Source organism: Bradyrhizobium sp. JR4.1 (genome assembly GCF_040548605.1).
Lineage (GTDB): Bacteria > Pseudomonadota > Alphaproteobacteria > Rhizobiales > Xanthobacteraceae > Bradyrhizobium > Bradyrhizobium canariense.
Genome location: NZ_JBEPRY010000001.1, coordinates 933,307 through 958,691, shown reverse-complemented (window position 1 = coordinate 958,691; position 25,385 = coordinate 933,307). Strand labels below are relative to the sequence as shown.

Here is a 25,385-nt window from a genome sequence, read left to right as displayed (position 1 = left end):
TTCGGCCGTGAAAACATTGGGTTTTGGAAGAACATATCCGGGCTGCACCGCCCTTGCGGGTGAGGAAATATTAACAGGTCCCGCGATCGGCCCGCATCCGTCACAGCATCCCGCCCCGCCCTGTTGCGGCCAGACCAAAACCGCTAAAAGGCGGGCAGCCGGCCGGGCTCGTCATCAGGCCGCCTCGCGCGACAAAACGGCCGGCCGGCCACCATCGAACGGCCTCAATGTGAACCAATCAGAGTGCCCATGAAGCTGATCCGCCCCCTCGCCGCGCTCGTCCTCCTCGTCGCCTCTGCGCTTCCGGCTCTGGCTGCCGACGCCGTTTTCCCACCTGGCTTGCGCCTCGGCATGGTGCCATTGGTCGGCCTTAACACGGCCAAGACTTTTCCCGGCTTCGAGAGCGAGGACGGCAGCGTCAAGGTGCTGATCACAGAGCTGCCGCCGGCGGCCTATGGCGAGGTCGTGAGCGCCTTCAACTCCAATCCGGCCGGAGCCAACGGCGTCAAGCAGGACAAGATCGAGACGCCCGCGGGACTTGCCTATTTCACCACCGAGAGCGGCAAGGCCGGCGAGACCCCGGTGCGGCGCTATTCGATGATCGTGCCGGGCGCCGGCTTCTCCGGCTATGTCGCGGTGCAGATTCCCGAGAATGCGGTCAAGATCTACACCGACGAGGCGGTGCGGCAGATGTTTGCGAGCGTCGTCACCCGCAAGCAGGTCTCGGCCGACGAGCAGATCGCGCTGATGCCGTTCAAGATCACCGATCTCGCCGACTTCAAGGACGTTCGCACGCTGGCGCCGGGCTCGAGCATCATCCTGGCCGACGGCGACGAGAGCTCCGGCTATGAATCGAAGCCGTTCATCATCCTCGGCGTGATCGGCGCCACCCCGCAAGCCGCCGACGACCGCGCCCGCTTCGCCCAGGAGGCGGCGCTCCAGATCCCCGGCGTGCGCGAGTCGCGCGTCACCATGTCCGAGCCGATCCGCATCAGCGGCCAGCAGGGGTTCGAGACCCGGATCGACGGCGTCAGCGGCAAGGACAAGACGCCGGTGACCGTGGTGCAGTGGATCCGCTTCAGCAGCGGCGGCGCCTCGCTGCGCATCATCGCCAGCGCCCCGCGCGAGCAATGGCCGACTGCCTTCACCCGCTTCCGCGCGGTCCGCGACGGCATCCAGCCAAAGGGCTAGCAGCATCTGCGCATGAGATGCGCTCCCTCCCCCGCTTGCGGGGGGCTGGGGAGAGGGTGTCGCCGCAAGGGGACAATCCCCCAGAGGATAGAACCCTCACCCGCCGCGCTCTACGAGCGCAGCGACCTCTCCCGCAAGCGGGCGAGGTGCACCGAACCCGCGGCTCAAGCCCAACGACTCACCAAAGCCGGCTGCATTTTCGGGCTTCTGTTCGTATACGAACGGAACTAGGCTCCCCTTCCGTTGAGTTCATCCTGGAGGGAGGCGAATGATGCTGGATCGGCGACAAGTCTTGGCAGCGCTCGGGACGAGCGCGCTCGTGGCGCTCGCGCCAACCGCAATTCTGGCAGCGGCATCGATCAAGCCGGACGATGCATCCGCGCTGCTCGTGATCGACGTGCAGAACTGCTTCCTGCCCGGCGGCAGCCTCGCCGTGAAGGAAGGCGAGCAGGTGGTGCCCGTCATCAACAAGATCTCGAAAGCATTTTCGAACGTGGTGATGACGCAGGACTGGCACACGCAAGGCCATGTTTCCTTTGCGTCAGTCCACGCCGGGAAGAAGCCGTTCGAGACCGTCGATCTTCCCTACGGCAAGCAGGTGCTGTGGCCGGACCATTGCGTGCAGGGCACCGATGGCGCCGCGCTGTCGAAAGACCTTGCGATCCCGCAGGCCGAGCTCATCATCCGCAAGGGTTTTCACAAGGACGTCGACAGCTATTCGGCCTTCCTCGAAGCCGACGGCAAGACCTCGACCGGCCTTGCCGGCTATCTTAAGGCCCGCAAGATCAAGCGCGTCTTCGTAGTCGGGCTGGCGACGGATTTCTGCGTGGCCTGGACCGCGCTCGACGCGCGCAAGGCGGGCTTCGAGGTCTATGTGGTGGAAGACGCCTGCCGCGGCATCGACAATCAGGGTTCGCTCGCAAAAGCCTGGGCCGACATGGCCAAGGCCGGCGTGAAGCGGATTCAGTCCGCAGATATCGCCGCGAGCGCGTAAGAGACGCAACCGAACTGCCAGACCCTCATCCTGAGGAGCGCGCTTCTTGGCGCGCGTCTCGAAGGATGAAGGCCCCCGCTGCAGCAGCTCGGCCTGCATGGTTCGAGACGGCGCTGACGCGCCTCCTCACCATGAGGATCGATCAGTTCGCAGCGCCGTTCGGCTCGTTGCTGTTGGCGGGCGCGGCCTTGGCGCCGCCCTTGGCGACACCGACCAAGGCGGGACGCAGCACGCGCTCGCCGATGGTGTAGCCGGCCTGCATGACCTGCACGACGGTGCCCGCGGGTACCGACGCATCGGGCACCTCGAACATCGCCTGCTGGAAGTTCGGGTCGAACTTCTGGCCCAAGGGATCGAACTTCTTCACGCCGTGTTTTTCCAGCGCGCTCAGTAGCGAGCGCTCGGTCAGTTCGACGCCCTCGATCAGCGAGGCGAGGCCTGCATCGGCCGCCGCACGGGCTTCGGCCGGAACGGCATCGAGCGCGCGCTGGAGGTTGTCGGCGATGTCGAGCACGTCGCGGGCAAAGCCCGTGACGCCGTAGAGCTTGGAGTCAGCGACCTCCTTGGCGGTGCGCTTGCGCAGATTCTCCATCTCGGCCAGCGTCCGCAGCATGCGGTCGCGCGCCTCGGCGGCTTCCTTCTGCAGGAGCTCGACCGAGCCCGGCTCGGGATCGTCGGGCATGATGTAGGGTTTTGACACCACGGGCTCGCCGGCCGCAGCACTCGTGTCTTCGGGTTGCCGGTCTCGATCGGTCATCGGCTCTCTTTTCGCATTCGTCTCAGGGGGTTTCTGGCCCGCATATCGTGCTTCGGACGCCGAAAATCAAGCGCCCGTGATCGGGAGAGACGCAGGTCAGCCCCCCAGGAGCCGGCTGACGATGCGGGCAGCATAGTCCACGGTCGGGATCACACGGGCATAATTCAGCCGCGTCGGCCCGATCACGCCCAAAACGCCGACGATATGGCCGGCGGCATCCCGATAGGGCGAGATGATGGTGGACGAGCCCGACAGCGAGAACAGCTTGTTCTCACTGCCGATAAAGATCCGCACGCCTTCCGCAGTCTCGGCCCGCCCGAGCAGGTCGATGACCCCGCGCTTGGTCTCGAGATCGTCGAACAGCAGGCGAACGCGCTCGAGATCCTCCAGCGCATGCAAATCCTCGAGCAGATTGGCGTGGCCGCGGACGATGAGCTGGCGGTCCTCGTTCTCGCCGCCGGACCAGCTGGCGATGCCGGCCGAGATCACCTTGTGCGTCAGCTGATCGAGCTCGGTGCGCGCCTCTCCGAGCGCGGTTTCGAGCTCCAGCCGGGCCTCGGCCAGGGTCCGGCCCCGGATACGGGCATTGAGGAAGTTCCCGGCTTCGGTCAACGCCGAGGATGGAACCCCCGGTGGCAGCGTCAACACGCGGTTTTCGACCTGCCCGTCCTCGCCGACCAGGATCACCAATGCCTTTTCCGGTTCCAAGCGGACGAATTCGATATGTTTCAGCCGCGCATTGGATTTCGGCGTCAGCACGACGGCGGCTGCGCGGGTCAGGCCGGAGAGCCGCGTCAATGCCTCTTCGAGCGCAGCCTCCACCGATTGCGCGTGGCCGACGGAGGTCAACTGGCTCTGAATCGCCTGCCGTTCGCTGTCATTGAGATCGCCGACCTGCATCAGGGCATCGACGAAGAACCGCAGGCCGAGTTCCGTCGGCAACCGGCCGGCGGAGGTGTGCGGGGCGTAGATCAAGCCGAGCTGTTCCAGGTCGGCCATGACGTTGCGGACCGACGCGGGCGACAGCGGCATGGCGATCAGGCGCGAAATATTGCGTGAGCCCACCGGCTCCCCGGTCGCGAGATAGCTTTCGACGATTTGACGAAAGATGTCGCGAGAACGCTCGTTGAGCTGGGCGAGGCCCGCGCGCGGCGCGATCAGATGGATCGGATCGTGATGGGCCACAGACCGTAACTCCTCTCAGATACAGCTAATTTGTCTATCCCTGGGGCTTCTGACAAGCGTGGCGTTCGCGGATTGAAAATCCGGGGTGAATAAGGCCTCGATCTTCCCCCTTGCCGCCCACCCTCACCCAACCTACAAGCACCGCCAACAGCCCTTTTTCGAGAGTTTTGGAGGATTTCCCATGCGGCCAAGCCGCCGTGCGCCCGACGAATTGCGCCCCGTGACGCTGGAGCGCGGCGTGGTCAAATATGCGGAAGGCTCGTGCCTGGTGAAATTCGGCGACACCCACGTGCTGGTCACCGCCACGCTGGAAGACCGCCTGCCGCCATGGCTCAAGGGCCAGGGCCGCGGCTGGGTCACCGCCGAATACGGCATGCTGCCGCGCGCGACCTCGGAACGCACCCGCCGCGAGGCCTCCGCCGGAAAGCAGAGCGGCCGCACCGTCGAAATTCAGCGCCTGATCGGCCGCTCGCTTCGCACCATCATCAATCTCGAAGCACTCGGTGAGCGCCAGATCACGGTCGATTGCGACGTCCTCCAGGCCGACGGCGGCACCCGCACGGCCTCGATCACCGGTGCCTGGGTCGCGCTCGCCGATTGCGTCAGCTGGATGAAGGCGCGCAACATGGTCAAGGCCAACGTGTTGCGCGACAACGTCGCCGCGATCTCCTGCGGCATCTACAAGGGCACGCCCGTGCTCGACCTCGACTATGCCGAGGACTCCGAAGCCGATACCGACGCCAATTTCGTCATGACGGGCGATGGCCGCATCATCGAAGTCCAGGGCACCGCGGAACGCGAGCCGTTCACGGAAGCCGAGTTCCTGGCGTTGATGGCGCTTGCGCGCAAGGGCGTCGCGCGTCTCGTGGACTTGCAGAAACTGGCGGTAGCGTAGTCAATAGGCCGATGCATCGCCGAATCACCGGAAAGCTGGTCATCGCGACCCATAATCCCGGCAAGCTCGCCGAGATGAAGGAGCTGCTCGCGCCTTACGGCATCGATGCGGTGTCGGCCGGCGAGCTCGGCCTTGCCGAGCCGGACGAGACCGGAAACGATTTCCGCAGCAACGCCGCGATCAAGGCAATCGCGGCAGCGCAGGCGACGAAGCTTCCGTCTTTCGCCGATGATTCCGGCATCGTGGTCGACGCGCTCGACGGCGCGCCCGGCATCTACTCGGCGCGCTGGGCCGGGCCGAACAAGGATTTTGCCGCGGCGATGGCGCAGATCGAACGGCTGTTGCAGGAGCGCGGCGCGACCACGCCCGCCAAGCGCAAGGCCCATTTCGTTTCCGCGCTGTGCGTTGCATGGCCCGACGATCATCTCGAAGAGGTCGAGGCGCGCGTCGACGGCACGCTGGTGTGGCCGCCGCGCGGCACCGCCGGCTTTGGCTACGACCCGATATTTTTGCCCGACGGCCACAGCCGCACCTTCGGCGAAATGGAAAGCATCGAGAAGCACGGCCTGCCGCCGCTCGGTCTTGGCCTGTCGCACCGTGCCCGCGCCTTCGTGAAACTGGCGGAGATCTGCCTTGAGCCGCGCTAAGGAAGCCTTCGGCGTCTACGTGCACTGGCCGTTCTGCCTGTCGAAGTGCCCCTATTGCGACTTCAACAGTCATGTCCGTCACGCCGCGATCGACGAAGCGCGTTTTGCGTCAGCATTCGCGCGTGAGATCGCGACGACCGCCGAGCGCTCGCCCGGCCGCGAAGTCACCTCGATCTTTCTCGGCGGCGGCACGCCCTCGCTCATGCAGCCTGCAACCGTCGGCGCTGTGCTCGACGCCATCGGCAAGCACTGGACTGTAGCGAAAGACGTTGAAGTCACGCTGGAGGCAAACCCGACCAGCGTCGAGGCCACGCGCTTCGCCGGTTATCGCGCCGCCGGCGTCAATCGCGTCTCGCTCGGCGTGCAGGCGCTCGACGATGCCTCGCTGAAAGCGCTCGGCCGCATGCACAGCGCGCGCGAGGCCCTCGATGCCGTCGCCATCGCGCGCCGCTCGTTCGATCGTTATTCGTTCGACCTGATCTACGCCCGTCCCGACCAGACGCCGGCGATGTGGGCCGATGAATTGCGTCTCGCGATCGGCGAGGCGGCCGAGCATCTGTCGCTCTATCAATTGACGATCGAAGAAGGCACGCCGTTCTTCGGCCTGCATCAAGCCGGCAAGCTGAAGACGCCGGATGAAGCGGTCGCACGCGCGCTCTACGACGTCACACAGGAAACCTGCGACAAGCTCGGCCTGCCCGCCTACGAGATTTCAAATCACGCGCGGCGGGGCGCCGAGTGCCGGCACAATCTGGTCTACTGGCGCGGCGAGGAATATGCCGGCATCGGCCCCGGTGCCCATGGCCGGCTCGACATCGACGGCATCAGGCACGCGACCGCTACCGAGAAGCGTCCCGAAGCCTGGGTGATGCGGGTCGAGACCAACGGGCACGGCGTCGTCACCGACGATCTCCTCAACAGCGAAGAGCGCGCCGACGAATTTTTGCTGATGGGGTTGCGCCTCGTCGAGGGCATCGACCCCGAGCGCTACCGCGCGCTGTCAGGCCGCTCGCTCGATCCCAAGCGCATCACGCTGCTGCGCGAAGAAGGCGCGATCACGGTGGATGCAACGGGACGGCTGCGCGTGACCAGCAGCGGTTTTCCGGTGCTGGACGCGGTGGTCGCGGATCTGGCGGCGTAGCGAGCTGTCGTAGGGTGGGCAAAGCGAAGCGTGCCCACCATTTTTACCACATGTGCAGAAAGATGGTGGGCACGGCGCGCAAAGCGCGCCTTTGCCCACCCTACGGCACCGTCATCTTGAACTACGCCCCAAAACTCTTCGGCGAGCCCGCCACGGCCACGCCGCCGCCCGTCGTGACCTTCATCACCGCGAGGCCGCGCTCGTTGGTGCCGTCGGCGCGGAAGCGGAACAGGCCGTCAATGCCGGCAAAGCCGGACGGATTGGTGAGCACGTCGGATGAGAAGCGCGTCGTGCCTTGCGTGCGCGCCAGCGCGGCGACCAGGGCGACGGCGTCATAGGCGAGCGTCGCGGTGCGCACGGGCTCCGCGCCATATTTGGTGCGATAGCGGCCGGAGAAGGCGCGGAAGCCGGCCGGGTCCGGCGCGGCGTAGAGGCCGCCTTGCAAGCTGGAGCTGGCATAGACGCGCGGACTGTCCCACAGGCCAGTACCGAGCAGCTGGATATTGCGCAGATTCGCCCCCGCCGCGCTCATCGCATCGGCGACCGCGACGACGGCATCGCCATCATCGGCGATGAACAGCGCATCGGCGCTGCCGAGCTGCTGCGCCACGGTCCGGGCCGGCGTGGCGCGATCGGCGCCGTATTTCTCGAACGCGACGATGCGCCCGCCGCGGCGCGGCACCGCCGCCTTCACCGCGGCCTCGACCACGTTGCCATAAGCATTGTCGGGCACGAGCACAGCGACGGAGCGCTTTCCGATGCTGGCGGAATATTCGACGATGCGGTTGACGTCGGACTCCGGCAGGAAGCTCAGCAGATAGACACCGCGGCCGGCAATGCTGGAATCGGTCGAGAACGCCATCACCGGGATCCCGCGCGTGCGCGCGATCTGCGCCACCGCAGGCACCGATTGCGCGAACAGCGGCCCCAGGATGATCTCGGCGCCCTCGTCCACCGCCTGCTGCGCACTGGCCTGCGCGCCCTGCGGGCTGCCATTGTCGTCCTTGATCAGGAGCTGGATGTTGGGATTCTGGAACTCGGCCAGCGCCATCTCGGCGGCGTTGCGCATCGACTGCGCGGCGAGGCCGGCATTGCCGGATGCCGAGAGCGGCAGGATCACGGCAACCTTCACCCCGCCGGTGCCGGCGGTCGTCGCCTGTTGCGGCGGGCCGGCCGGCTGGGCCGGAGGCGGGGAGGAGCTGCTGAACGGATTGGAGAACTGGCTCAGGCTCTGCTGCACGCCGGCGCAGGCCGACAGCAGCGGCGCGCCGAGCAACAGACCGAGCGCGCTTCGCCGGGTCGCCCCTGACATCAGGGGCCCCTGAACGGGAGACTCCTCCGAAAAGGAGGATCTGGGATCACGTGGGCCCGTCATGACAGTTTCTCTTCCGACCGACCGTCGCCAGCCGGTCACGACATTCTTTCCACGACACCGGCCATGGATTCAGGCATATTGTCGGCAAATAGTTAACTCAAACAAAAGGATAATGCCCGCTTAACGCGGCTTCCTCTCAAGTTCTGGCTAGCTGTCCGCCGTCCGTCACCCAGCATCAAGGCGGCGTTTCCGCCACGAATATGGCGCTGACGCTTCATTCCCTGCGGTATGTGATGCCGAATGGATCACATTCCAGTCCTTTGTCGCCCCTTGCCCAGGCACGATCTTTTTTCGGGGACCGGTTCCCAGCTCCGGGGATCATGCCTAAGTTCGTTTGATTATGCGCGCAAAGCCGTCCCCGATAAATACACCCGAGATGACGGAGCCCGCCTCGCGCGGTTTCTCCATCGACGCCCATCGGCTTGTCGCGCCGAAGGCCGCGCCGGGCCTGCACCTGGTCGCGACCCCCATCGGCAATCTCGGCGACATCACGCTGCGGGCGCTGCAGACCCTCGCCGGGGTCGATGTCATCGCCTGCGAGGACACCCGAATCACGCGGCGTCTGACCGAGCGCTACGATATCTCCGCGCAGCTCAAACAATATCACGAGCATAATGCGGAAGCGGCCCGCCCAAAAATCCTGGAGCGGCTTTCGCAGGGTGGCTCGATCGCGCTGGTGTCGGATGCCGGCACGCCGCTGATCTCGGACCCCGGCTACAAGCTGGTGCGCGAGGTCTGCGCCGCCGGCCACGCGGTCTACGCGCTCCCCGGTCCGTCCTCGGTGCTGGCGGCGCTGTCGGTCGCCGCGCTGCCGACCGACCGCTTCTTTTTCGAAGGGTTTTTGCCGGCCAAATCGGCGGCGCGACGATCTCGCCTGACTGAGCTTGCGCGCATCGATGCGACGCTGGTGATGTTCGATTCCGGCAACCGCGTGCAGGACACGCTCGCCGAGCTTGCCGAGATCATGGGGAGCCGCGAAGCCGCGATCTGCCGCGAGCTGACGAAACTGCACGAGCAGATTTCGCGCGCCACGTTGCGTGAGCTCGCGCGCGGCGCCGACACGCTGGAGACGCGCGGAGAATTCGTGCTGGTGATCGCTCCGCCTGCGGCGGATGCCGAGATGCTGACATCGGATGCGCTCGACGGTGTCCTGCGCGAGCAGCTCGCCGCGAACAGCGTCAAGGATGCGGTGGCGCATGCGGTCGCGCTCTCGGGCCGGCCGCGCCGCGAGGTCTATGCCCGCGCGCTCGAGCTTGCCAAGGAGTTGCGGGGCGGCGATGGCGAAGGCTGAGGTCCCGACGGAACCGAAAATCGCCTCGCCCGAGCGCGTCGCCGCGTTTCGCACCGGCATCTCCGCGGAAAGCCGCGCCGCGGCCTATCTCATGGCCAAGGGCTATCGCATCCTCGCCAAACGCTACCGCACGCCGCATGGCGAGATCGACATCGTGGCGCGCCGCCGCAATTTGATCGCCTTCGTCGAGGTCAAGGCGCGCGCGACGCTGGACGACGCCGCCTTCGCGGTGACGCCGCGCCAGCAGCAGCGCATCATCGATGCCGCGCAAGGCTGGCTCGTCGCGCATCCCGAGCATGCGGAATTTGAAATGCGATTCGATGCCATGCTGATTGCGCCGCGGTCACTTCCACGCCATGTGTTGGCGGCATTCGACGCCTCGACCTGAAAGGCAGACCATGAAACTGAACGTCGCCGTCCAGATGGACCCCATCGCCCGCATCAACATCAAGGGCGATTCCACCTTTGCGCTGCTCCTGGAGGCGCAGAAGCGCGGCCACGGCCTGTCCTATTACACGCCCGACAAGCTCTCGATGGTCGGCGAGGAGATCGTCGCTCCGGTTCAGCTCCTCACCGTGCGCGACGAGCCCGGCAATCATTTCACCCTGGGCGAACCCAGGCGCGAGGCGCTCAACGGCTTCGACGTGGTGCTGCTCCGCCAGGATCCGCCGTTCGACCTCGCCTATATCACCTCGACGCACCTTCTCGAACGCATCCATCCGAAGACGCTCGTCGTCAACGACCCCGCCTCGGTGCGCAACGCGCCGGAAAAGCTGTTCGTGATGAACTTCCCGCAGCTGATGCCGCCGACGCTGATCTCGCGCGACCTCGACGAGATCAACGCGTTTCGCGACAAGCATGGCGCCGTCGTGATGAAGCCCTTGCACGGCCATGGCGGCGCGGCGGTGTTCCGCGTGATGCCGCAGGACATGAATTTCGGCTCGCTGTTCGACATGTTCTCGGTGACCTTCAAGGAAGCCTGGGTGATCCAGCAGTTCATCCCCGAGGTCAAGCACGGCGACAAGCGCATCATCCTGATCAACGGCGAGTTCGCCGGCGCGGTGAATCGCGTGCCGGCCGCCGACGACCTCCGCTCCAACATGGTGCGCGGCGGCGCAGCGCAGGAGACCGAGCTTACGCCGCGCGAGCGCGAGATCTGCGCCACCGTGGGCCCGGCGCTGCGCGAGCGCGGGCTGTTGTTCGTCGGCATCGACGTCATCAACGGCAATCTCACCGAGATCAACGTGACCTCGCCGACCGGCATCCGCGCCATCGCGCGGCTCGGCGGACCGGACGTTGCCGCAAAGCTCTGGGACGTGATCGAGCAGAAGCGGGCGAGGTAGGCATCGGCTTGTAGCCTCAATGTCGTCCTGGCTTTCGCCAGGACGACAGCGGTGATGTGGCGCGTTGCTTCCATCTCACTGCATGCCGGCACCAAGCATCACCCCACCCATCACTAACCACCCATTCACCACGACGCGGCGGCGCATCGTTCGAATGCATGGGCCGCGACTGCGTGAAACTACGGGGCCAGTGGCCGACCGGCTAACGCGACGTTCACCATCTGCCGAAAGACCACAGCGCGGCCGTCGATCACATTCGGCCTCGCAACACCGCTTATACTTTTACTGCCTACTCATCGACACGGGGAACCCGCCAGGTGCGGTTCGAGTGCCCCGCGTAAGAGTAGAAGCGTATGAACACCGCACGCATTGTCGTTCTCGTCATCGCACTGGGCGCCGGCGGCGTCGCTGCGTATCTGGCGAGCGGCTATGACAACAAGCCCGCGCCCGTTCTTCCTGTCGCCGAAAAGCTGCCGACGGTCGAGGTCCTGGTCGCCAAGAACGACATCCAGCTCGGTCAGGCCGTAAAGCCCGAGGACCTGCAATGGCAGGTCTGGCCGGCGGCGACCGCGAGCAGCGCCTTCATCCGCCGCGACAACAGGCCCGAGGCGCAGATCCAGATCGCAGGCTCGATCGCACGCGTGCCGTTGATGCAGGGCGAGCCGATCCGCGAGCAGAAGCTGGTCAAGGCCGACGGCTCCGGCTTCATGGCCGCGATCCTGCCGTCGGGCATGCGCGCGGTCTCCACCGAGATTTCAGCCGAGACTGCCGCCGGCGGCTTCATCCTGCCGAATGACCGCGTCGACATCGTGCTGACCCGCCGCTTGAAGAATCCTGACGGGGCCGGCGGTAACGACCTCATCCTGTCCGAAGCGATCCTGACCAATATCCGCGTGCTCGCGATCGACCAGGCGCCGAAGGAAAAGGACGGCCAGAACGCCGTCGTCGGCAGGACCGTCACGCTCGAGCTCAAACCCGACCAGGTCGCCGCGCTATCGGCAGCGCGCCAGGGCGGCACGCTGACACTCGCGCTGCGCAGCATCGTCGATGCCAACTCGGTCGACAGTACGCCCGAGGACCAGGCGAGCAAGCGGTCCGCCGGGATCAACGTGATCCGCTACGGCGTACAGGCGCGGCAACTGACGTCACAGAAGTGATGGGGACATGATGAACTACGGGGATGATCGGACGGGCATGCGCATTCGGGGGAATTGCGCGCGCTCGTTCTGGACGGGGACGATGCTGATCCTGGGGCTCCTCGCAGCCCCCGATGTCGTCAGCGCTGCAGAAGCGCCGGTCGGCGACCAGGCGCCGATGCAGGCAGCGGATCTCGATGTGTCGCCGGTCGGGACGATCGTGCCGGCGAAGACGCGCTTCCTGTCGCTCGGCGTCGGCAAGTCCGCCGTCATCGACCTGCCGCGCGACGTCAAGGACGTGCTGGTCGCCGATCCCAAGATCGCCAATGCCGTGATCCGCTCGGCCCAACGCGCCTATATCATCGGCGGACAGGTCGGCCAGACCAACGTCGTGTTCTTCGCTGCCGACGGCCAGCAGGTGGCCGCCTACGACATCGCGGTGAAGCGCGATCTCAACGGCATGCGCACGGCGCTGCGTCAGGCGCTGCCGGGCGTGCAGATCGAAGGCGTCGGCGACAGCGTGATGCTGACCGGCTCGGTGTCTAGCCCGGTCGAGGCCCAGCAGGCCGGCGACGTCGCCGCCAAACTGGTCGGCGGCTCCGAGAAGGTGGTCAACAACATCGTCGTGCGCGGCCGCGACCAGGTGATGCTCAAGGTCGTCGTCGGCGAAGTGCGCCGCGATATCGTCAAGCAGCTGGGCGTCGATCTCAGTGCCAGCCTGAACGCCGGCACCGCGGTGGTGAACTTCAACAATTCCAACCCGTTCTCGGTCAGCGGCGGACCGATCGTCAGCAACAACGGATTAGGTGTGGCCGGCATCACCAAGGGCTTCGCGACCGTCAGCGCCACGATGCGCGCGATGGAAAGCGCCGGTGTCATGCGCACGCTCGCCGAGCCGAGCCTGACCGCGATCTCCGGCGAATCCGCCACCTTCATCGCCGGCGGCGAATTCCCCATTCCGTCGGGCTACGCCTGCGATCCCGTCACCCACGTTTGTACCACCCAGATCACCTACAAGAAGTTCGGCATCTCCCTGAACTTTACCCCCGTCGTACTGAGCGAGGGCCGGATCAGCCTGCGCGTGATGACCGAGGTGTCGGAGCTGTCGAACCAGAGCGCCATCACGGTGACCCAGGCGCTGTCCTCGAGCTCGAGCAACTCGATCACCATCCCCTCGATCCAGACCCGCCGCGCCGAAACGACGCTGGAAATTCCCTCGGGCGGTTCGATGGCGATGGCCGGCCTGATCCAGCAGCAGACCAAACAGGCGATCAACGGCCTGCCTGGCGTCGACCAGGTGCCGATCATCGGTGCGCTGTTCCGCAGCCAGGACTTCGTCAACAACGAGACCGAGCTGATGGTGATCGTGACGCCCTATGTGGTGCGCGCGGTGGCTCAGAAGGAACTGTCCCGGCCCGACGACGGCTTCGCGCCGGCCTCTGACGCCCAGACGGCGCTGCTCGGCCGCATGAACCGCCTCTATGGCATCGCGCGCCGCGTCGATCCGATCGCGGGCACGCCCGGTGATTTCGGCTTCATCATCGACTGATGACGAACGGACGACTTGGGGCAAGCGGCAGAGACGGGCGAGAGACGGGGCACGAGGGGATGAAGCGATGACGAAGACCATGGCCGATCGACGTCGCAGGTTGAGCGTCGCGCTGGCGCTGACGGGGCTCTCCGTCATGTTGGGCGCCTGCAACACCACCGGCGAGATCGTCACCCAGACGGTGCCGACCGACTATCGCCAGCGTCACCCGATCGCGGTCGAGGAAGCCAAGAAGTCGATCGTGATCTTCGTCGGCAAGGCTCGCGGCGGCCTCTCGGCCGCGCAGCACGCGGACGTCGCCGGCATTGCCCGGGACTGGGTGCGCGAAGGCACCGGCTCGGTGGTCGTCGACGTCCCCGCCAACGCCGCGAATTCGCGGGCGGCGGCAGCGACCTATCACGAGATCCGTTCCGTGCTCGCATCCGTCGGCGTGCCCTCGCGTGCCATCGTCCAGCATCCCTATCGGCCGGAGGATCCCGGACTACTGCCCACCATCCGCCTGAGCTATTCCCGGATCGCCGCAGTCGCCGGCCCCTGCGGGCTGTGGCCGGAAGATATCGGCCCCTCCATCCTCGACCCCGGCTACAACGAGAACCAGCCTTATTTCAATCTGGGCTGCGCCAGCCAGCGCAACCTCGCGGCAATGATCGACAATCCAGCCGACCTCGAGCAGCCGCGGTCCGAGACGCCAGCCTATAACGCACGGCGTGACATCGCCTTCGAGCGCTATCGCAAGGGCATGCCGATCGCGACCACCAATTCAGACGCCGACAAGGCCAAACTCAGCGATACAGGCAGATGACACGCGTCCACGACGAAGAAGCGGACGATCCGCAGCACCCCGAGGAACACATTGCGCCGGTTCCTCGCATCTCCGTGCAAGCCTTTTGCGAGACCGAGCAGACGCTCGCCGCGGTGACCGCGGCCGGGCAGGATCGCCGTCTCGCCAAGGCGCATCTCACCGCCAAGGACGGCGGCCTCGCTGCGGCCATCGAAGTCTATGAAACGATGCCGACGCCGAACGTCATCGTGATCGAATCCGACGGCACGCGCGACATTCTCGAGGGCCTCGACGACCTCGCCGGTGTCTGCGATCCCGGCACTCGTGTGGTGGTGATCGGCAATCCCAGCGACACCGCGCCCTATCGCGAGCTGGTCCGCCGCGGCGTCAACGACTATGTGGTGGGACCGGTCGAAACGCTCGACGTCGTCCGCTCGATCTGCAGCCTGTTCTCGGCGTCCGAAACCATCATCACCGGCCGCGTCATCGCGGTGGTCGGCGCCAAGGGCGGTGTCGGTGCCTCTACCGTCGCGCACAATGTGGCCTGGACCATCGCCCGCGACCTCGCGCTCGATTCCGTCGTGATCGATCTCGACCTCGCCTTCGGCACCGCGGGCCTCGACTACAATCAGGACCCGGTGCAGGGCATCGCCAATGCGGTGCTGTCGCAGGATCGGCCGGACACGGCCCTGATGGAGCGTCTGCTCTCCAAATGCACCGAGCGTCTCAGCCTGCTTGCTGCGCCTGCCACCCTTGACCGCGTCTACGATTTCGGCGCGGAGGCCTTCGATGCGGTGTTCGACACGCTGCGCATGACGACGCCCTGCATCGTGCTCGACGTTCCCCACCAATGGTCGGGTTGGACGCGGCGTGCGCTGGTCAACGCGGACGACATCGTGATCGTGGCCGAGCCCGATCTTGCGAACCTGCGCAACACCAAGAACATGCTGAACGTGTTGAAGGCGGCGCGGCCGAACGACCGGCCACCGCTCTACTGCATCAACCAGGTCGGCATGCCCAAGCGGGCGGAGATCGAGGTCAAGGCATTCGCCAAGACCATGGAGAGCCAGCCGATCGCGGTGATCCCGTTCGATTCAAAGCTGTTCTCGACCGCGGCCAACAACGGCCAGATGATCGCGGAGGTCTCCAAGAGCCACCGCACCACCGAGCTGTTCCAGAACATGGCGAACCGCCTCGCCGGGCGCGGCGAGGTGAAGAAGCCGAAGCGCTCGCTGCTCGGGCCGCTGCTGAAGAAGCTGAAGGGCAGGTCGGGGCGCGCGTCAGCCCCGCATCGCAAGGCGTCGTAGGGACAAGAGCTGAGCTCTCTCCGTTCCCTCCCCCCTTGTGGGGGAGGGGCAGGGAGGGGGTGCTACACGGGGACTCTTTCCGTCGCGCACCCATTCGATGCATCGTCACCAATCAGCACTTTTTCCTGGGCTACCCCTCTCCCTAGCCCTCCCCCACAAGGGGGGAGGGAACGCACCTCCCTCGGTGCGCTCGGCGAGGCTCAATCTGTCGAGCTCAGGAATGAGCGGGTTACTTCTCCGCCCGCTGCTGCTTCTTCACCAGCAACTGCCGCAGCGCTGTGACTTTTGCCGCCGCTTGATCCGGCGGCAGGTCCGCCTTCACGATGGTTTCGGCCTCGGCCTGCTTTCCTTCCAGTCCCAGCACGAGCGCGAGATTGGCGCGCACCCGGAGATCGGCGGGATTGCGCTCGTGCGCGCGGCGCATCGTTTCCTCTGCCCGCGGCAGATTGTTCTGCAGCATGTAGGACAGTCCGAGATTGGACAGCACCGACGGTTCGTCCGGCACGATTTTCAGTGCGGCGGCGTAGTATTGCTGCGCCTCCTCGTTGCGACCGAGCTGATCGAGCGCGGCGCCCTGCGCCGACAGGATATGCCAGTCGGGATCCTCGGGCGAATGCGCGCGACCGAGGACGTCGAACGCCTGCTGGAAACTGCCGCTGTCGGCGAGCGCGCGGCCATAGCCGGCGAGCAGCGCCTTGTTGCTGGAATGGGCGAGCACGGCCTGCTCCAGCACCGCGAGCGCCTGCGCGCGCTGGCCGGTCTGGCGCAACGCCTTGCCATATTCGAGCGCGACGTTGGGATCGCCAGGCTTGGCACGATAGCGCTCGCGCAGCGCGTCCATGTCCGGCCTCACGTCTGGCTTGGCCTCGGCCCTGACAGCCGAGTCCGACTTTCCGCCGAGCGCGCCGGTGATGTCCTCGATGCCGGTGGTCTGACAGCCGCCCAGGGCCAGGATCAGAAGCGCGGAAAACAGATATCTCGCCGGAGGAGAGGCGACGGACAAACGCTTGGACATACTCTGATCACTCGGCGACTGATCAGAGATGCTTACCGATTAACGCTAAAGTCCCGTTAAGGCGGGGCGCTTCCGAAAGCTCAGTCGGTGAATTCAGCGCCGAACTCGCAGCCGATGCGCCAGCGCAGGCGGCACTGCCGGGAATAGTCGGGCGCGAAGATGATGGTGAATTGCGGCGGCACTTCCAGAAATTCCGCCACCACTTTCACGCCGCCATCCGAAATATCCGTGATCGTGCAGTCCCGCGGCAGCGAACCCGCGCCAAAATGAATCTTGGCGAGCCGCGTGCACATCCGTCGTTCGCTTCTCCGGCGATTTGCAAGCATCTGAATTGTTCACCCGTTAGACCACGGCCCATCCCGCAGCCTAGGAGTAGCGGACATTCGTTGGAATGTGCTGAGCAGAGCAGCTTGCATTCGAGGCGTAGTGTCTTCGACGTGTTTACGATCGGTTAGGGCCTTCCGGCCCTCTCGACCCGTTCCCGTATTGTTCTTGCAAGAACTGGCCCGCTCTGCTACCCCTAATTGTGCAAAAGGGCAGGCTGGTTCGGGCATGGTTCAGCGGGTTTCTACCGTCGCCTTTGAGGGGATCGAGGCCCGTGCGGTCGACGTGCAGGTGCAGGTCGCGCCCGGTCTGCCGGCCTTCGCGATCGTCGGTCTCCCGGACAAGGCGGTGTCGGAGGCGCGCGAGCGGGTCCGCTCGGCGCTGATCGCCTCTGGGCTGGCGCTGCCGGCGCGCAGGATCACCGTCAATCTCGCGCCCGCCGATCTGCCCAAGGAGGGCAGCCATTATGACCTGCCGATCGCGCTCGGGCTGATGGGGGCGATCGGCGCGATCCCCCCGGATGCGCTGACCGGCTTCACGGTTCTGGGCGAGCTTGGCCTCGACGGATCGATCGCACCGGTGGCCGGTGTCCTTCCCGCCGCGATCGGCGCCAATGTGCGCGAGGAGGGGCTGATCTGTCCGGCGGCTTGCGGCTCGGAAGCGGCATGGGCGAGCCCGGACATCCAGATCATCGCCGCAAGTTCGCTGATCCAGATCGCCAACCATTTCAAGGGAACGCAGGTGCTGTCGCGGCCGGTGCCGAAGGTACACGAAGCCGCCGCCTCGCCGCTCGACCTGCGCGACATCAAGGGCCAGGAGAGCGCCAAGCGGGCGCTGGAGATCGCGGCCGCCGGCGGTCATCACCTGCTCATGATCGGCGCGCCCGGCGCCGGCAAATCGATGCTGGCGGCACGCCTGCCCTCGATCCTGCCGCCGCTGTCACCGGGCGAGTTGCTCGAAGTCTCGATGATCGCCTCTGTCGCCGGCGAGATCGAGGGCGGCGCACTGACGGCGCGGCGGCCGTTTCGATCGCCGCATCATTCCGCCAGCATGGCCGCGCTCACTGGCGGCGGCATGCGCGCACGGCCAGGCGAGATCTCCCTCGCGCATCAGGGCGTGCTGTTCCTCGACGAGCTCCCCGAATTCGATCCGCGCGTGCTGGATTCGCTGCGCCAGCCGCTGGAGAACGGCGAGGTCTCGGTGTCCCGCGCCAATCACCGCGTCACCTATCCCGCACGCTTCATGCTGGTCGCGGCGATGAATCCGTGCCGCTGCGGCAATGCGTTCGAGCCCGGCTATGCCTGCAAGCGCGGCCGCATCGATCGCTGCACCGGCGACTACCAGGCCCGCATCTCGGGGCCGCTGATGGACCGTATCGACCTGCGCATCGAGGTTCCCGCCGTGACCGCGGCCGATTTGATCCTGCCGCCGCCGGCGGAGGGCTCGGCCGAAGTCGCCGCGCGCGTGGCCGCCGCGCGTGACATCCAGCTCGCGCGCTACGCGGACGCCGGCCTGCCGAAGGTTCGCACCAATGCCGAAGCGCCGGCCTCGGTGCTGGAGGAGATCGCCAAGCCGGATGCGCAAGGCCAGAAGCTGCTGCGCGACGCCGCCGAGACCATGCGGCTGTCGGCGCGCGGCTATCACCGCGTGCTGCGGGTGGCGCGCACGCTGGCCGATCTCGATCGTGCCGACAAGATCGGCCGGCTGCATCTGGCCGAAGCGCTGTCCTACCGCGCACTCGCGGAGGATGTGCGCCAGTTGGCCTGAGCAATGCGCCGCCGCAGCTTTCTCGACAACATCACCATGCCCGAGATTGAACCATGACCGACGTCAATGCCTGCACCATCAGATTTGTCCGCCCGTCCCAATATGCCGATCGGCTGAGGTCGTACGAGTTGTGGGTCAACGGGACCAGCGTTGGGAAGCTTGCGCGCAATGACGCGTTGGAGGTCACGCTGCCGGCCGGTGCCTGCACGATCGAGGCGACCATTGATTGGGGCAGGAGCCAGCCGCTCATCGTTCGCACCACGCCTGGCCAAATCGTCGAGATTGAGGTCAGGAACAGGTGGGGCGCCTGGGCAGCGCTGTGGGCGATCAGCTTCGGCAAGAACAGCTATTTGGTTCTCACTGAAGTCGAGCGAAAAACGAATAGAAGCGCTTAACCGACTGAGATTCTCATCCCCAGATACCGGCATCAACCCGGCGGTAACGAGTTTCCTTTACGCTCTGCAAACCATAAGGCCCATCAGTTCCCCGTACAGGGCCTGGCGAGTAGCGTGTCATGTTGCGTTTCAAGATCCTGGCCTCGGTTGTTCCCCTGTTGGCGGCCGCGGTGTTCGCGCGCAGCGAGATCGGATCGGTCTCGCATCCCTGCATCGCCCTCGGCGACACCTCGGTCGAGCTGACGTCGCTGTTCTGGACCGCCGGCGTGCATGTCGCCTTCACCGACGATCCCGCGCGCGCCACGGTGCGGGTTCAGATCACCGAGGATGCGGACGCTGCCGATTTCGCCGTTGTCGACGACGGCCCCGGTTCGGAATCGGAGTCCTGTCAGGCCAACCCTTCGACTCGCCTGATCTCGATTGCCGCACAGCCCGTCGACGGCGGTCAGGTGGTCTATCTCTCCACCGAGGGGCCGGCGGATTACCGGGTCTATGTGCGCTCGAAAACCTTCTCGCAGCGCGAGGCGGCGGCGCTGATCGTCGGCGCCCGCGGCGGCCACCGCCATCTCCAGGCGGCCTCGCTTTGAGCCGCCTCGCTTTGCGCCGTTAACGTCTCGTCAACCCTGTTTGGAGGCGGTCGCAGGGCCTCAAACTGTTCGCAAGGTCGGCGGCACATCGTCGTTTACAGCGAGCACAGGTTTTTACGAAAAGAGTCGGGTCGGTGGCGATGGATCGGACGTTCCGGATCAAGGTGCGCATGCGTCGCTTCAGGCGACAGTACCCACGAATCGCCTTCGCGATCCGCTCCTTCATGATCTTCTCGGCGACCTTCGGCGGCGCCTATGGGTTTGTCTCCGGCAGCCGGTCCGAGACGTCCGGCTACGATCCCAATGCGTTTGCGATCGGCGTCAGCTTCCTGTTCGCGCTCGCCTGCCTCGGCCTCGCCACGCTGAGCATGCGCCTGCGCTTCGTCAACAAGCGGATGCGTGCGCTGGCTGCCCACAACGAAACGCTGATCGACCGCAATTGGGAGCTGAAGGAGGCCGAGGAGCGCGCTCGCAGCCTGTTCGAACAGCAGGGCGATCTGATCGTGCTGCGCGACACAGGCGGCCGCATCACCTTCGCCAACGACGCCTATTGCGCGCTTGCCGCACAGGCGCGCGGCGCGCTGGTCGGCACGCGCTTTGATTTCGACGTGCTGGAGCAGGGCGACAGCGCCCGCGAGAGCAACGGCACGCGGATTCACGACCAGAAGATCGCAACTCCGCTCGGCGCGCGCTGGATCGCCTGGCGCGAAGGCTATGTCCGCCTCGACGCCGGCCAGCCCGCCGAATTGCAGAGCGTCGGACGCGACGTCACCGACCGCACCGAGACCGAGCGGGCGCTGTCCGAGGCCCGCGATCAGGCCGACGCCGCCAACCGGGCCAAATCGCGCTTCCTGGCGATGGCGTCGCACGAGATCCGCACGCCGCTCAACGGCATCATCGGTATGGGCGGGCTGCTGCTCGACACCACGCTGACGCCGGAGCAGTCGACCTACGCCAGGGCCGTGAAGACCTCCGGCGAAGCGCTGATGGCGCTGATCGAGGAGTTGCTCGACTATTCTAAGATCGAGGCCGGCAAGCTCGATCTCGAGCAGCGTCCCTTCGCGCTCTCGGCCCTGATCGAGGACATCACCGAGCTGCTCGCGCCGCGCGCGCAGGCGAAACAGCTCGAGATCGCCGCTTATGTCGACGAGCGGCTGCCGCTCGAAGTGGTCGGCGACGCCGCGCGGCTGCGCCAGGTGCTGCTCAACCTCGCCGGCAACGCCATCAAGTTCACGGCGAGCGGCGGCGTCGCGCTGATCGTCGAGCCCGGCATCTGGCCGAACGAAATCAGCTTTCTGGTGCGCGACACCGGGATCGGCATCGCAGCCGACGCGCAACAGCGCATCTTCCGCGAATTCGAGCAGGCCGACGAACGCGTCGCCCGCACCTATGGCGGCACCGGCCTCGGTCTCGCCATCAGCGAGCGCATCGTCAAGCGCATGGGCGGCCGCATCACGCTCACGAGCGAGCCGGGCAAGGGTTCCACCTTCGAGGTCGCGGTACCGCTGGCGTCATCCCCTGTCGGCACGAAAGAAACGGCGTTCCCGAGTCCCGACCTCACAGGCAAGTCGATCCTGCTGATTGCCGACGGCATCGAGGCGTCACTGATTGCGCGGCGGCTGGAGCGCTGGGGCGGCCAGACCTGCATGGTGACGGACGCCGCGGTGGCGGAAGCGCTGCTGCCGGAACGCTCATGGCATTCGGTGCTCATCGATCGCGCGCTCGGCGCTGCCATTGCCGACCGCCTCGGCGAAGCCGCACGCAGCCATGCGACGCAACGCCTCGTGCTGCTGACGTCCGGCTCGCGCCACGAGAAAATCTCGCCGGCCTTCACCGGCTTCCTGGTGAAGCCGCTGCGCGCGGCCTCACTCGCCGCACGCCTCGCGCTGCCCCCGGAGGTCGCCTCGCCCGATCTCGCGCCGGAGCCATCTGCCCCATCCACCGGCGCGGTACCGGCGAAAGGCCTCTCGGTTCTCGTCGCCGAGGACAACGAGATCAATGCGCTGTTGATGCGCTCGCTACTGACGAAACTCGGTCACCGCGTCATCATCGCGATCAATGGCGAGGCCGCGCTGGAATCCTGGCTCGGCGCGTCCTCGGCCGGCACGCCCTATGATCTCGTGCTGATGGACATCCAGATGCCGCAGCTCGACGGCATCGAAACGACAAAACGCATCCGTGCGCATGAGGCGGCCAAAGGCGGCCACCACACGCCGATCCTCGCGCTCACCGCCAATACGCTGGTGGAAGATCGCTACGCCTGCTTTGAAGCGGGCATGAACGGGTTTCTGATCAAGCCGCTCGATCGCGAGAAGCTGGAAGAGGCGCTGGCCGGACTGGCGGCGGCGCGGCAGCTGACGGTTTGATCCGGATTCCATAGGAACCCGATCTCGGACGGCAATCGACAATTGAAATCGAGCGCTTCGCGCGTCACCATCCTCTGGGGCATTTTAAGCAGAGGATTTCGCATGAACATGCTTTGCCGCCTCGCCTTCGTGATCCTTCTCTGTGGTTCCACTCAAGCCACCGCGGCCGATAGCTCGCAACTGATCGCCTCGCTCAAGCAAGGCGGTTACGTGTTGGTGTTTCGCCACACGGCCACCGACGACAGCCAAAAGGATGTCTACCCTTTCAAGTTCGACGACATGAGCGCCCAGCGTCAGCTCAGTGAAAAGGGCCGCGACATGGCGCGCCAGATCGGGACGGCCATCAAGGAACTCGCGATCCCGATCGGCGATGTCTACACCAGCAAGCTGAACCGCGCGATCGAGGCGGGCAGACTGATCTCCGGTCGCGAGCTCAAGCCAGTCGACGCGTTGACGGACAGCAGCAACGCGAGTGCGTCGGGCATGGCAAATCCGACCGGTGCAAATGCAAAAGCGGGCCAGGCCGTGCGGCAGCTCGTCGATGCGCCGCCCAAGGCGGGCACCAACACCGTCCTGGTCACCCACAAGACCAACATCGCCGATGCCTTCGGCAAGGATGCCGGGGACGTGCAGGAAGGCGAAGCTTTCGTCTACCGGGCAAGCACCACCGGTGCGGCGGCTTTCGCAGGGCGCATCAAGCCTGCGGATTGGATCGCGAAGGCCGGCAAGTGAGCCGCTTGCCGGCGACGCACGTCAGCTTGGGTGCGGCGCAGGCTGGGCGCCCAGCATCGCAGCGCGCTCCGGCGGGATGAACCGTTATGCGGCGTGAGCAGCAAACCGCGGCGCGGACAGCTTGGCCGTCGGCGCTGGCGTGCCCTTGAATTTGGTGTCTGCCTGGGCCGCGCGCTTGCAATGCGGACACACGAAAAGATGCGCGATGATCGGAGTCGGCTCGTCCGCCAGCAGTTCGGAACGGAACCACTTCATCTCGATATGGCAGTCCGGGCAGGTCGGTGCTTCCAGCTGCTCGGCGGCGTTTCTGAGACGATCAACCATGGGTCCCTCGCGTTTACGAAGGTCATAGCGGAATACCCTTTGCCGGTCTGCAACAAAAGACACTCTGCGCGCGGGCTAGACTCGTCGACCGCAGCGATTACAGCCTGCGCAGCGCCACGCTCGCCACCGTGTGGTCGGCGCCCTTCTTCAGAATCAGGGTCGCGCGGGGGCGGGTCGGCAGGATGTTGTCCTCGAGATTTGCGAGGTTGGTGCGTTCCCAGATCGCGATCGCGGTGGCGGTGGCTTCCTCGTCCGACAACAGCGCGTAGCGGTTGAAGTAGGATTTTGGATTGGTGAACGCGGTGTCGCGCAGCGACAGGAAGCGCCTGATGTACCACTGCCGCAGCGCGGCCTCGTCGGCGTCGATATAGACCGAGAAATCGAAGAAGTCGGACACCACGGGCACGGCCTTGCCGTCACGCGGCAGTTTGCCGGTCTGCAGCACGTTGACGCCCTCGACGATCAGGATGTCGGGCTGGTCGATCTCGGCCCACTGGTTCGGCACGATGTCGTAGGTCAAATGCGAATAGACCGGCGCGCGCACATGGCGGCGGCCGGCCTTGATGTCGGAGAGGAAGCTGAGCAGCAGCGGCAGGTCGTAGCTTTCCGGAAAACCCTTCTTCTGCATGATGCCCTGCCGCTCCAGCACGGCGTTGGGATACAGAAATCCGTCGGTGGTGATCAGCTCGACTTTTGGACGCGGCGACCAGCGCGCCAGCAGCGCCTGAAGCACGCGGGCCGTGGTGGATTTTCCAACCGCGACCGAACCGGCGACGCCGATGATGTAGGGCATCTTGCGGTCGCGGATGTTGAGGAACTGGCGCTCCGCGTAATAAAGCCGCTGCATCGCATCGACATAGATCGACAGCAGGCGCGACAGCGGCAGGTAGATGTCCTCGACCTCCTGCAAGTCGAGGCGGTCGTGCAGCGAGCGCAGCCGGTCGAACTCGCCCGGCTCCAGCGTCATCGGCGTGTCGTCGCGCAGTCGCGACCACTCCTCACGCGTATAGACGCGGTAAGGATTATACTGCTGCTCGGGTGCGCGGATATCCATGACGCGACTCTCCACCTCGGCTAGCTGCCGCCCTTGCGCGACGCCTTTTCTTCCAACCCTGACATATTGGTCCGCTTGTCCAATGCGGCCTCGACCTCTTCCAGCTTTACGCCGCGGGCCTTGAGCAGCACAAGGAAATGATAGAGCAGGTCGGCGCCTTCGGCGATCAGATGCGCGCGATCGTTTTCGACTGCTGCGATTACGGTTTCGACTGCTTCCTCACCGAACTTCTTGGCGCAATGTTCGGCGCCCTTGTCGAGGAGCTTGCGGGTATAGGACGCCTCGCCACCCGCTGCCGCGCGGGCGTCGATGGTCTCGGCCAGATCGTGGATCGTGAAACGCGGCATACAAATACCCGGAAAACGCGCCTTGGCCGGTATTGGCTGTCTATCCGGCGGGATAAGCCGGTTCCTGCCGATGATGTAGCATTTTTAGGGATGGGAGTCGTCAGGCATCGAGGCGCATGGGCAGCCCGCGCCGGGACATGTGCTCCTTAGCTTCGCGGATGGTGAATTCCCCGAAATGGAAGATCGAGGCGGCCAGCACGGCGGTGGCGTGGCCGTCGCGAATACCGTCGACGAGGTGGTCGAGATTGCCGACGCCGCCCGAGGCGATCACGGGAACGGGAATGCTGTCGGCGATCGCCCGGGTCAGCGGGATGTCAAAACCCTGCCTGGTGCCGTCGCGGTCCATCGAGGTGAGCAGGATTTCACCGGCGCCGAGCGAGACCACCTCCTGGGCGTATTCGATCGCGTCGATCCCCGTCGAGTTGCGGCCGCCATGGGTGAAGATTTCCCAGCGCTCTCCGCCACCGGCGCGCTTGACCCGCTTGGCGTCGATCGCGACCACCACGCACTGCCCGCCGAATTTTTCGGCAGCTTCCTTGACGAACTCGCGCCGCGACACCGCGGCGCTGTTGATCGAGACCTTGTCGGCGCCCGCGCGCAGGAGGGTCTTGATGTCGTTGACCTCACGCACGCCGCCGCCCACGGTGACGGGCATGAAGCAGGCTTCCGCGGTGCGCCGGACCACGTCCAGCATGATGCCGCGATTCTCATGGGTCGCGGTGATGTCGAGGAAAGTGAGCTCGTCGGCGCCGGCAGCGTCGTAGGCGATCGCCGCTTCGACGGGGTCACCGGCATCACGCAGGTCGACGAAGTTGACGCCCTTGACGACCCGGCCGTCCTTGACGTCGAGGCAGGGGATCACGCGCACCTTGAACATCGGAT

At 65.7% G+C, this 25,385-nt stretch carries 26 protein-coding genes; 17 read left to right on the top strand and 9 right to left on the bottom strand.

What is annotated here, in order from left to right:
- The first annotated feature begins 249 nt into the window (after positions 1-249).
- Both ABIB90_RS04590 and pncA read left to right on the top strand, forming a co-directional pair.
- Complete coding sequence (locus ABIB90_RS04590; protein ID WP_219681933.1) at positions 250-1,191, top strand: hypothetical protein; 942 nt, start codon at positions 250-252, stop codon at positions 1,189-1,191.
- Positions 1,192-1,462: 271 nt separating this feature from the next.
- A complete protein-coding gene (pncA, locus tag ABIB90_RS04585; RefSeq protein WP_219681965.1) occupies positions 1,463-2,185 on the top strand; it encodes a bifunctional nicotinamidase/pyrazinamidase in 723 nt (240 codons plus the stop codon).
- 142 nt (positions 2,186-2,327) lie between these two features.
- On the opposite strand, the gene grpE is transcribed toward pncA, so the two are convergent.
- On the bottom strand, positions 2,328-2,942 hold the full coding sequence (grpE, locus tag ABIB90_RS04580) for a nucleotide exchange factor GrpE (protein WP_275168934.1): 615 nt from the start codon (positions 2,940-2,942) through the stop codon (positions 2,328-2,330).
- A 96-nt stretch (positions 2,943-3,038) separates the two neighbouring features.
- The gene (hrcA, locus tag ABIB90_RS04575; RefSeq protein ID WP_007598483.1) at positions 3,039-4,127 is read right to left on the bottom strand and encodes a heat-inducible transcriptional repressor HrcA; all 1,089 of its coding nucleotides are present in this window, start codon (positions 4,125-4,127) and stop codon (positions 3,039-3,041) included.
- 181 nt (positions 4,128-4,308) lie between these two features.
- On the opposite strand from hrcA, the gene rph reads away from it, so the two are divergent.
- From rph to hemW, 3 genes are read left to right on the top strand one after another with little or no spacing between them, the layout of a single operon-like run.
- Positions 4,309-5,022 (top strand): ribonuclease PH, encoded by a 714-nt coding sequence (gene rph, locus ABIB90_RS04570; protein WP_007598482.1) that lies wholly within the window; start codon positions 4,309-4,311, stop codon positions 5,020-5,022.
- 11 nt (positions 5,023-5,033) lie between these two features.
- Complete coding sequence (gene rdgB, locus ABIB90_RS04565; RefSeq protein ID WP_354200296.1) at positions 5,034-5,669, top strand: RdgB/HAM1 family non-canonical purine NTP pyrophosphatase; 636 nt, start codon at positions 5,034-5,036, stop codon at positions 5,667-5,669.
- A complete protein-coding gene (gene hemW / locus ABIB90_RS04560; protein WP_354171993.1) occupies positions 5,656-6,810 on the top strand; it encodes a radical SAM family heme chaperone HemW in 1,155 nt (384 codons plus the stop codon). Before rdgB ends, hemW begins: the two co-directional genes overlap by 14 nt.
- A 121-nt stretch (positions 6,811-6,931) precedes the next feature.
- Here the strand turns inward: hemW and ABIB90_RS04555 are convergent, their stop codons facing one another.
- Positions 6,932-8,185 (bottom strand): penicillin-binding protein activator, encoded by a 1,254-nt coding sequence (locus ABIB90_RS04555; protein ID WP_371261329.1) that lies wholly within the window; start codon positions 8,183-8,185, stop codon positions 6,932-6,934.
- Positions 8,186-8,525: 340 nt separating this feature from the next.
- On the opposite strand from ABIB90_RS04555, the gene rsmI reads away from it, so the two are divergent.
- The 7 genes from rsmI to ABIB90_RS04520 all read left to right on the top strand — a co-directional run bounded on the left by rsmI (position 8,526) and on the right by ABIB90_RS04520 (position 15,592).
- The gene (gene rsmI / locus ABIB90_RS04550; RefSeq protein WP_354200295.1) at positions 8,526-9,476 is read left to right on the top strand and encodes a 16S rRNA (cytidine(1402)-2'-O)-methyltransferase; all 951 of its coding nucleotides are present in this window, start codon (positions 8,526-8,528) and stop codon (positions 9,474-9,476) included.
- A complete protein-coding gene (locus ABIB90_RS04545) occupies positions 9,463-9,864 on the top strand; it encodes a YraN family protein (RefSeq protein ID WP_007598474.1) in 402 nt (133 codons plus the stop codon). The genes rsmI and ABIB90_RS04545 overlap by 14 nt, the downstream gene beginning before the upstream one ends.
- A gap of 10 nt (positions 9,865-9,874) precedes the next feature.
- Complete coding sequence (gshB, locus tag ABIB90_RS04540; RefSeq protein ID WP_007598473.1) at positions 9,875-10,819, top strand: glutathione synthase; 945 nt, start codon at positions 9,875-9,877, stop codon at positions 10,817-10,819.
- A gap of 353 nt (positions 10,820-11,172) precedes the next feature.
- Positions 11,173-11,976, top strand: a complete 804-nt coding sequence (cpaB, locus tag ABIB90_RS04535) for a Flp pilus assembly protein CpaB (protein WP_007598472.1) — start codon at positions 11,173-11,175, stop codon at positions 11,974-11,976.
- 10 nt (positions 11,977-11,986) lie between these two features.
- Positions 11,987-13,504 carry a type II and III secretion system protein family protein gene (locus ABIB90_RS04530; RefSeq protein ID WP_354200389.1) on the top strand — a complete coding sequence of 506 codons (1,518 nt, stop codon included), beginning with the start codon at positions 11,987-11,989 and terminating at the stop codon, positions 13,502-13,504.
- A gap of 67 nt (positions 13,505-13,571) precedes the next feature.
- A complete protein-coding gene (locus tag ABIB90_RS04525; protein WP_007598468.1) occupies positions 13,572-14,306 on the top strand; it encodes a CpaD family pilus assembly protein in 735 nt (244 codons plus the stop codon).
- Positions 14,303-15,592, top strand: a complete 1,290-nt coding sequence (locus ABIB90_RS04520; protein WP_007598467.1) for a CpaE/TadZ family protein — start codon at positions 14,303-14,305, stop codon at positions 15,590-15,592. Before ABIB90_RS04525 ends, ABIB90_RS04520 begins: the two co-directional genes overlap by 4 nt.
- Positions 15,593-15,821: 229 nt before the next feature.
- Here ABIB90_RS04520 and ABIB90_RS04515 read toward each other — a convergent pair whose 3' ends face one another.
- The gene (locus ABIB90_RS04515) at positions 15,822-16,607 is read right to left on the bottom strand and encodes a tetratricopeptide repeat protein (RefSeq protein WP_354200294.1); all 786 of its coding nucleotides are present in this window, start codon (positions 16,605-16,607) and stop codon (positions 15,822-15,824) included.
- A gap of 80 nt (positions 16,608-16,687) precedes the next feature.
- Positions 16,688-16,933, bottom strand: coding sequence for a PilZ domain-containing protein (locus ABIB90_RS04510; RefSeq protein WP_007598461.1), 246 nt, complete (start codon positions 16,931-16,933; stop codon positions 16,688-16,690).
- A 226-nt stretch (positions 16,934-17,159) separates the two neighbouring features.
- On the opposite strand from ABIB90_RS04510, the gene ABIB90_RS04505 reads away from it, so the two are divergent.
- The 5 genes from ABIB90_RS04505 (at position 17,160) to ABIB90_RS04485 (ending at position 22,778) form a co-directional block, all read left to right on the top strand.
- Positions 17,160-18,698, top strand: a complete 1,539-nt coding sequence (locus tag ABIB90_RS04505) for a YifB family Mg chelatase-like AAA ATPase (protein WP_354127085.1) — start codon at positions 17,160-17,162, stop codon at positions 18,696-18,698.
- A gap of 53 nt (positions 18,699-18,751) precedes the next feature.
- A complete protein-coding gene (locus ABIB90_RS04500; RefSeq protein WP_354127084.1) occupies positions 18,752-19,093 on the top strand; it encodes a hypothetical protein in 342 nt (113 codons plus the stop codon).
- Between the two features lie 119 nt (positions 19,094-19,212).
- A complete protein-coding gene (locus ABIB90_RS04495; RefSeq protein WP_007598455.1) occupies positions 19,213-19,680 on the top strand; it encodes a hypothetical protein in 468 nt (155 codons plus the stop codon).
- A 140-nt stretch (positions 19,681-19,820) separates the two neighbouring features.
- A complete protein-coding gene (locus tag ABIB90_RS04490) occupies positions 19,821-22,046 on the top strand; it encodes an ATP-binding protein (RefSeq protein ID WP_354200388.1) in 2,226 nt (741 codons plus the stop codon).
- A gap of 102 nt (positions 22,047-22,148) precedes the next feature.
- Complete coding sequence (locus tag ABIB90_RS04485; protein WP_354200293.1) at positions 22,149-22,778, top strand: histidine phosphatase family protein; 630 nt, start codon at positions 22,149-22,151, stop codon at positions 22,776-22,778.
- 84 nt (positions 22,779-22,862) lie between these two features.
- Here ABIB90_RS04485 and ABIB90_RS04480 read toward each other — a convergent pair whose 3' ends face one another.
- From ABIB90_RS04480 to hisF, 4 genes are all read right to left on the bottom strand, one after another.
- Positions 22,863-23,102, bottom strand: coding sequence for a hypothetical protein (locus tag ABIB90_RS04480; protein ID WP_354200292.1), 240 nt, complete (start codon positions 23,100-23,102; stop codon positions 22,863-22,865).
- A gap of 97 nt (positions 23,103-23,199) precedes the next feature.
- The gene (coaA, locus tag ABIB90_RS04475) at positions 23,200-24,156 is read right to left on the bottom strand and encodes a type I pantothenate kinase (protein WP_007598451.1); all 957 of its coding nucleotides are present in this window, start codon (positions 24,154-24,156) and stop codon (positions 23,200-23,202) included.
- 20 nt (positions 24,157-24,176) lie between these two features.
- Entirely contained in the window at positions 24,177-24,503 is a 327-nt protein-coding gene (locus ABIB90_RS04470; protein ID WP_007598445.1) for a phosphoribosyl-ATP diphosphatase, read from the bottom strand.
- A gap of 100 nt (positions 24,504-24,603) precedes the next feature.
- Positions 24,604-25,380: an imidazole glycerol phosphate synthase subunit HisF gene (hisF, locus tag ABIB90_RS04465; RefSeq protein WP_007604055.1), complete on the bottom strand. Its 777-nt coding sequence runs from the start codon at positions 25,378-25,380 to the stop codon at positions 24,604-24,606.
- Positions 25,381-25,385: the final 5 nt, after the last annotated feature.

Excerpts from the sequence above, each read along its gene's own strand:
- ABIB90_RS04590 (WP_219681933.1), top strand. The coding sequence starts at position 250 with ATGAAGCTGATCCGCCCCCTCGCCGCGCTCGTCCTCCTCGTCGCCTCT.
- pncA (WP_219681965.1), top strand. The coding sequence starts at position 1,463 with ATGCTGGATCGGCGACAAGTCTTGGCAGCGCTCGGGACGAGCGCGCTC.
- grpE (WP_275168934.1), bottom strand. The coding sequence starts at position 2,942 with ATGACCGATCGAGACCGGCAACCCGAAGACACGAGTGCTGCGGCCGGC.
- rph (WP_007598482.1), top strand. The coding sequence starts at position 4,309 with ATGCGGCCAAGCCGCCGTGCGCCCGACGAATTGCGCCCCGTGACGCTG.
- rdgB (WP_354200296.1), top strand. The coding sequence starts at position 5,034 with ATGCATCGCCGAATCACCGGAAAGCTGGTCATCGCGACCCATAATCCC.
- ABIB90_RS04555 (WP_371261329.1), bottom strand. The coding sequence starts at position 8,185 with ATGACGGGCCCACGTGATCCCAGATCCTCCTTTTCGGAGGAGTCTCCC.
- rsmI (WP_354200295.1), top strand. The coding sequence starts at position 8,526 with ATGCGCGCAAAGCCGTCCCCGATAAATACACCCGAGATGACGGAGCCC.
- ABIB90_RS04545 (WP_007598474.1), top strand. The coding sequence starts at position 9,463 with ATGGCGAAGGCTGAGGTCCCGACGGAACCGAAAATCGCCTCGCCCGAG.
- gshB (WP_007598473.1), top strand. The coding sequence starts at position 9,875 with ATGAAACTGAACGTCGCCGTCCAGATGGACCCCATCGCCCGCATCAAC.
- cpaB (WP_007598472.1), top strand. The coding sequence starts at position 11,173 with ATGAACACCGCACGCATTGTCGTTCTCGTCATCGCACTGGGCGCCGGC.
- ABIB90_RS04530 (WP_354200389.1), top strand. The coding sequence starts at position 11,987 with ATGAACTACGGGGATGATCGGACGGGCATGCGCATTCGGGGGAATTGC.
- ABIB90_RS04525 (WP_007598468.1), top strand. The coding sequence starts at position 13,572 with ATGACGAAGACCATGGCCGATCGACGTCGCAGGTTGAGCGTCGCGCTG.
- ABIB90_RS04520 (WP_007598467.1), top strand. The coding sequence starts at position 14,303 with ATGACACGCGTCCACGACGAAGAAGCGGACGATCCGCAGCACCCCGAG.
- ABIB90_RS04515 (WP_354200294.1), bottom strand. The coding sequence starts at position 16,607 with ATGTCCAAGCGTTTGTCCGTCGCCTCTCCTCCGGCGAGATATCTGTTT.
- ABIB90_RS04510 (WP_007598461.1), bottom strand. The coding sequence starts at position 16,933 with ATGCTTGCAAATCGCCGGAGAAGCGAACGACGGATGTGCACGCGGCTC.
- ABIB90_RS04505 (WP_354127085.1), top strand. The coding sequence starts at position 17,160 with ATGGTTCAGCGGGTTTCTACCGTCGCCTTTGAGGGGATCGAGGCCCGT.
- ABIB90_RS04500 (WP_354127084.1), top strand. The coding sequence starts at position 18,752 with ATGACCGACGTCAATGCCTGCACCATCAGATTTGTCCGCCCGTCCCAA.
- ABIB90_RS04495 (WP_007598455.1), top strand. The coding sequence starts at position 19,213 with ATGTTGCGTTTCAAGATCCTGGCCTCGGTTGTTCCCCTGTTGGCGGCC.
- ABIB90_RS04490 (WP_354200388.1), top strand. The coding sequence starts at position 19,821 with ATGGATCGGACGTTCCGGATCAAGGTGCGCATGCGTCGCTTCAGGCGA.
- ABIB90_RS04485 (WP_354200293.1), top strand. The coding sequence starts at position 22,149 with ATGAACATGCTTTGCCGCCTCGCCTTCGTGATCCTTCTCTGTGGTTCC.
- ABIB90_RS04480 (WP_354200292.1), bottom strand. The coding sequence starts at position 23,102 with ATGGTTGATCGTCTCAGAAACGCCGCCGAGCAGCTGGAAGCACCGACC.
- coaA (WP_007598451.1), bottom strand. The coding sequence starts at position 24,156 with ATGGATATCCGCGCACCCGAGCAGCAGTATAATCCTTACCGCGTCTAT.
- ABIB90_RS04470 (WP_007598445.1), bottom strand. The coding sequence starts at position 24,503 with ATGCCGCGTTTCACGATCCACGATCTGGCCGAGACCATCGACGCCCGC.
- hisF (WP_007604055.1), bottom strand. The coding sequence starts at position 25,380 with ATGTTCAAGGTGCGCGTGATCCCCTGCCTCGACGTCAAGGACGGCCGG.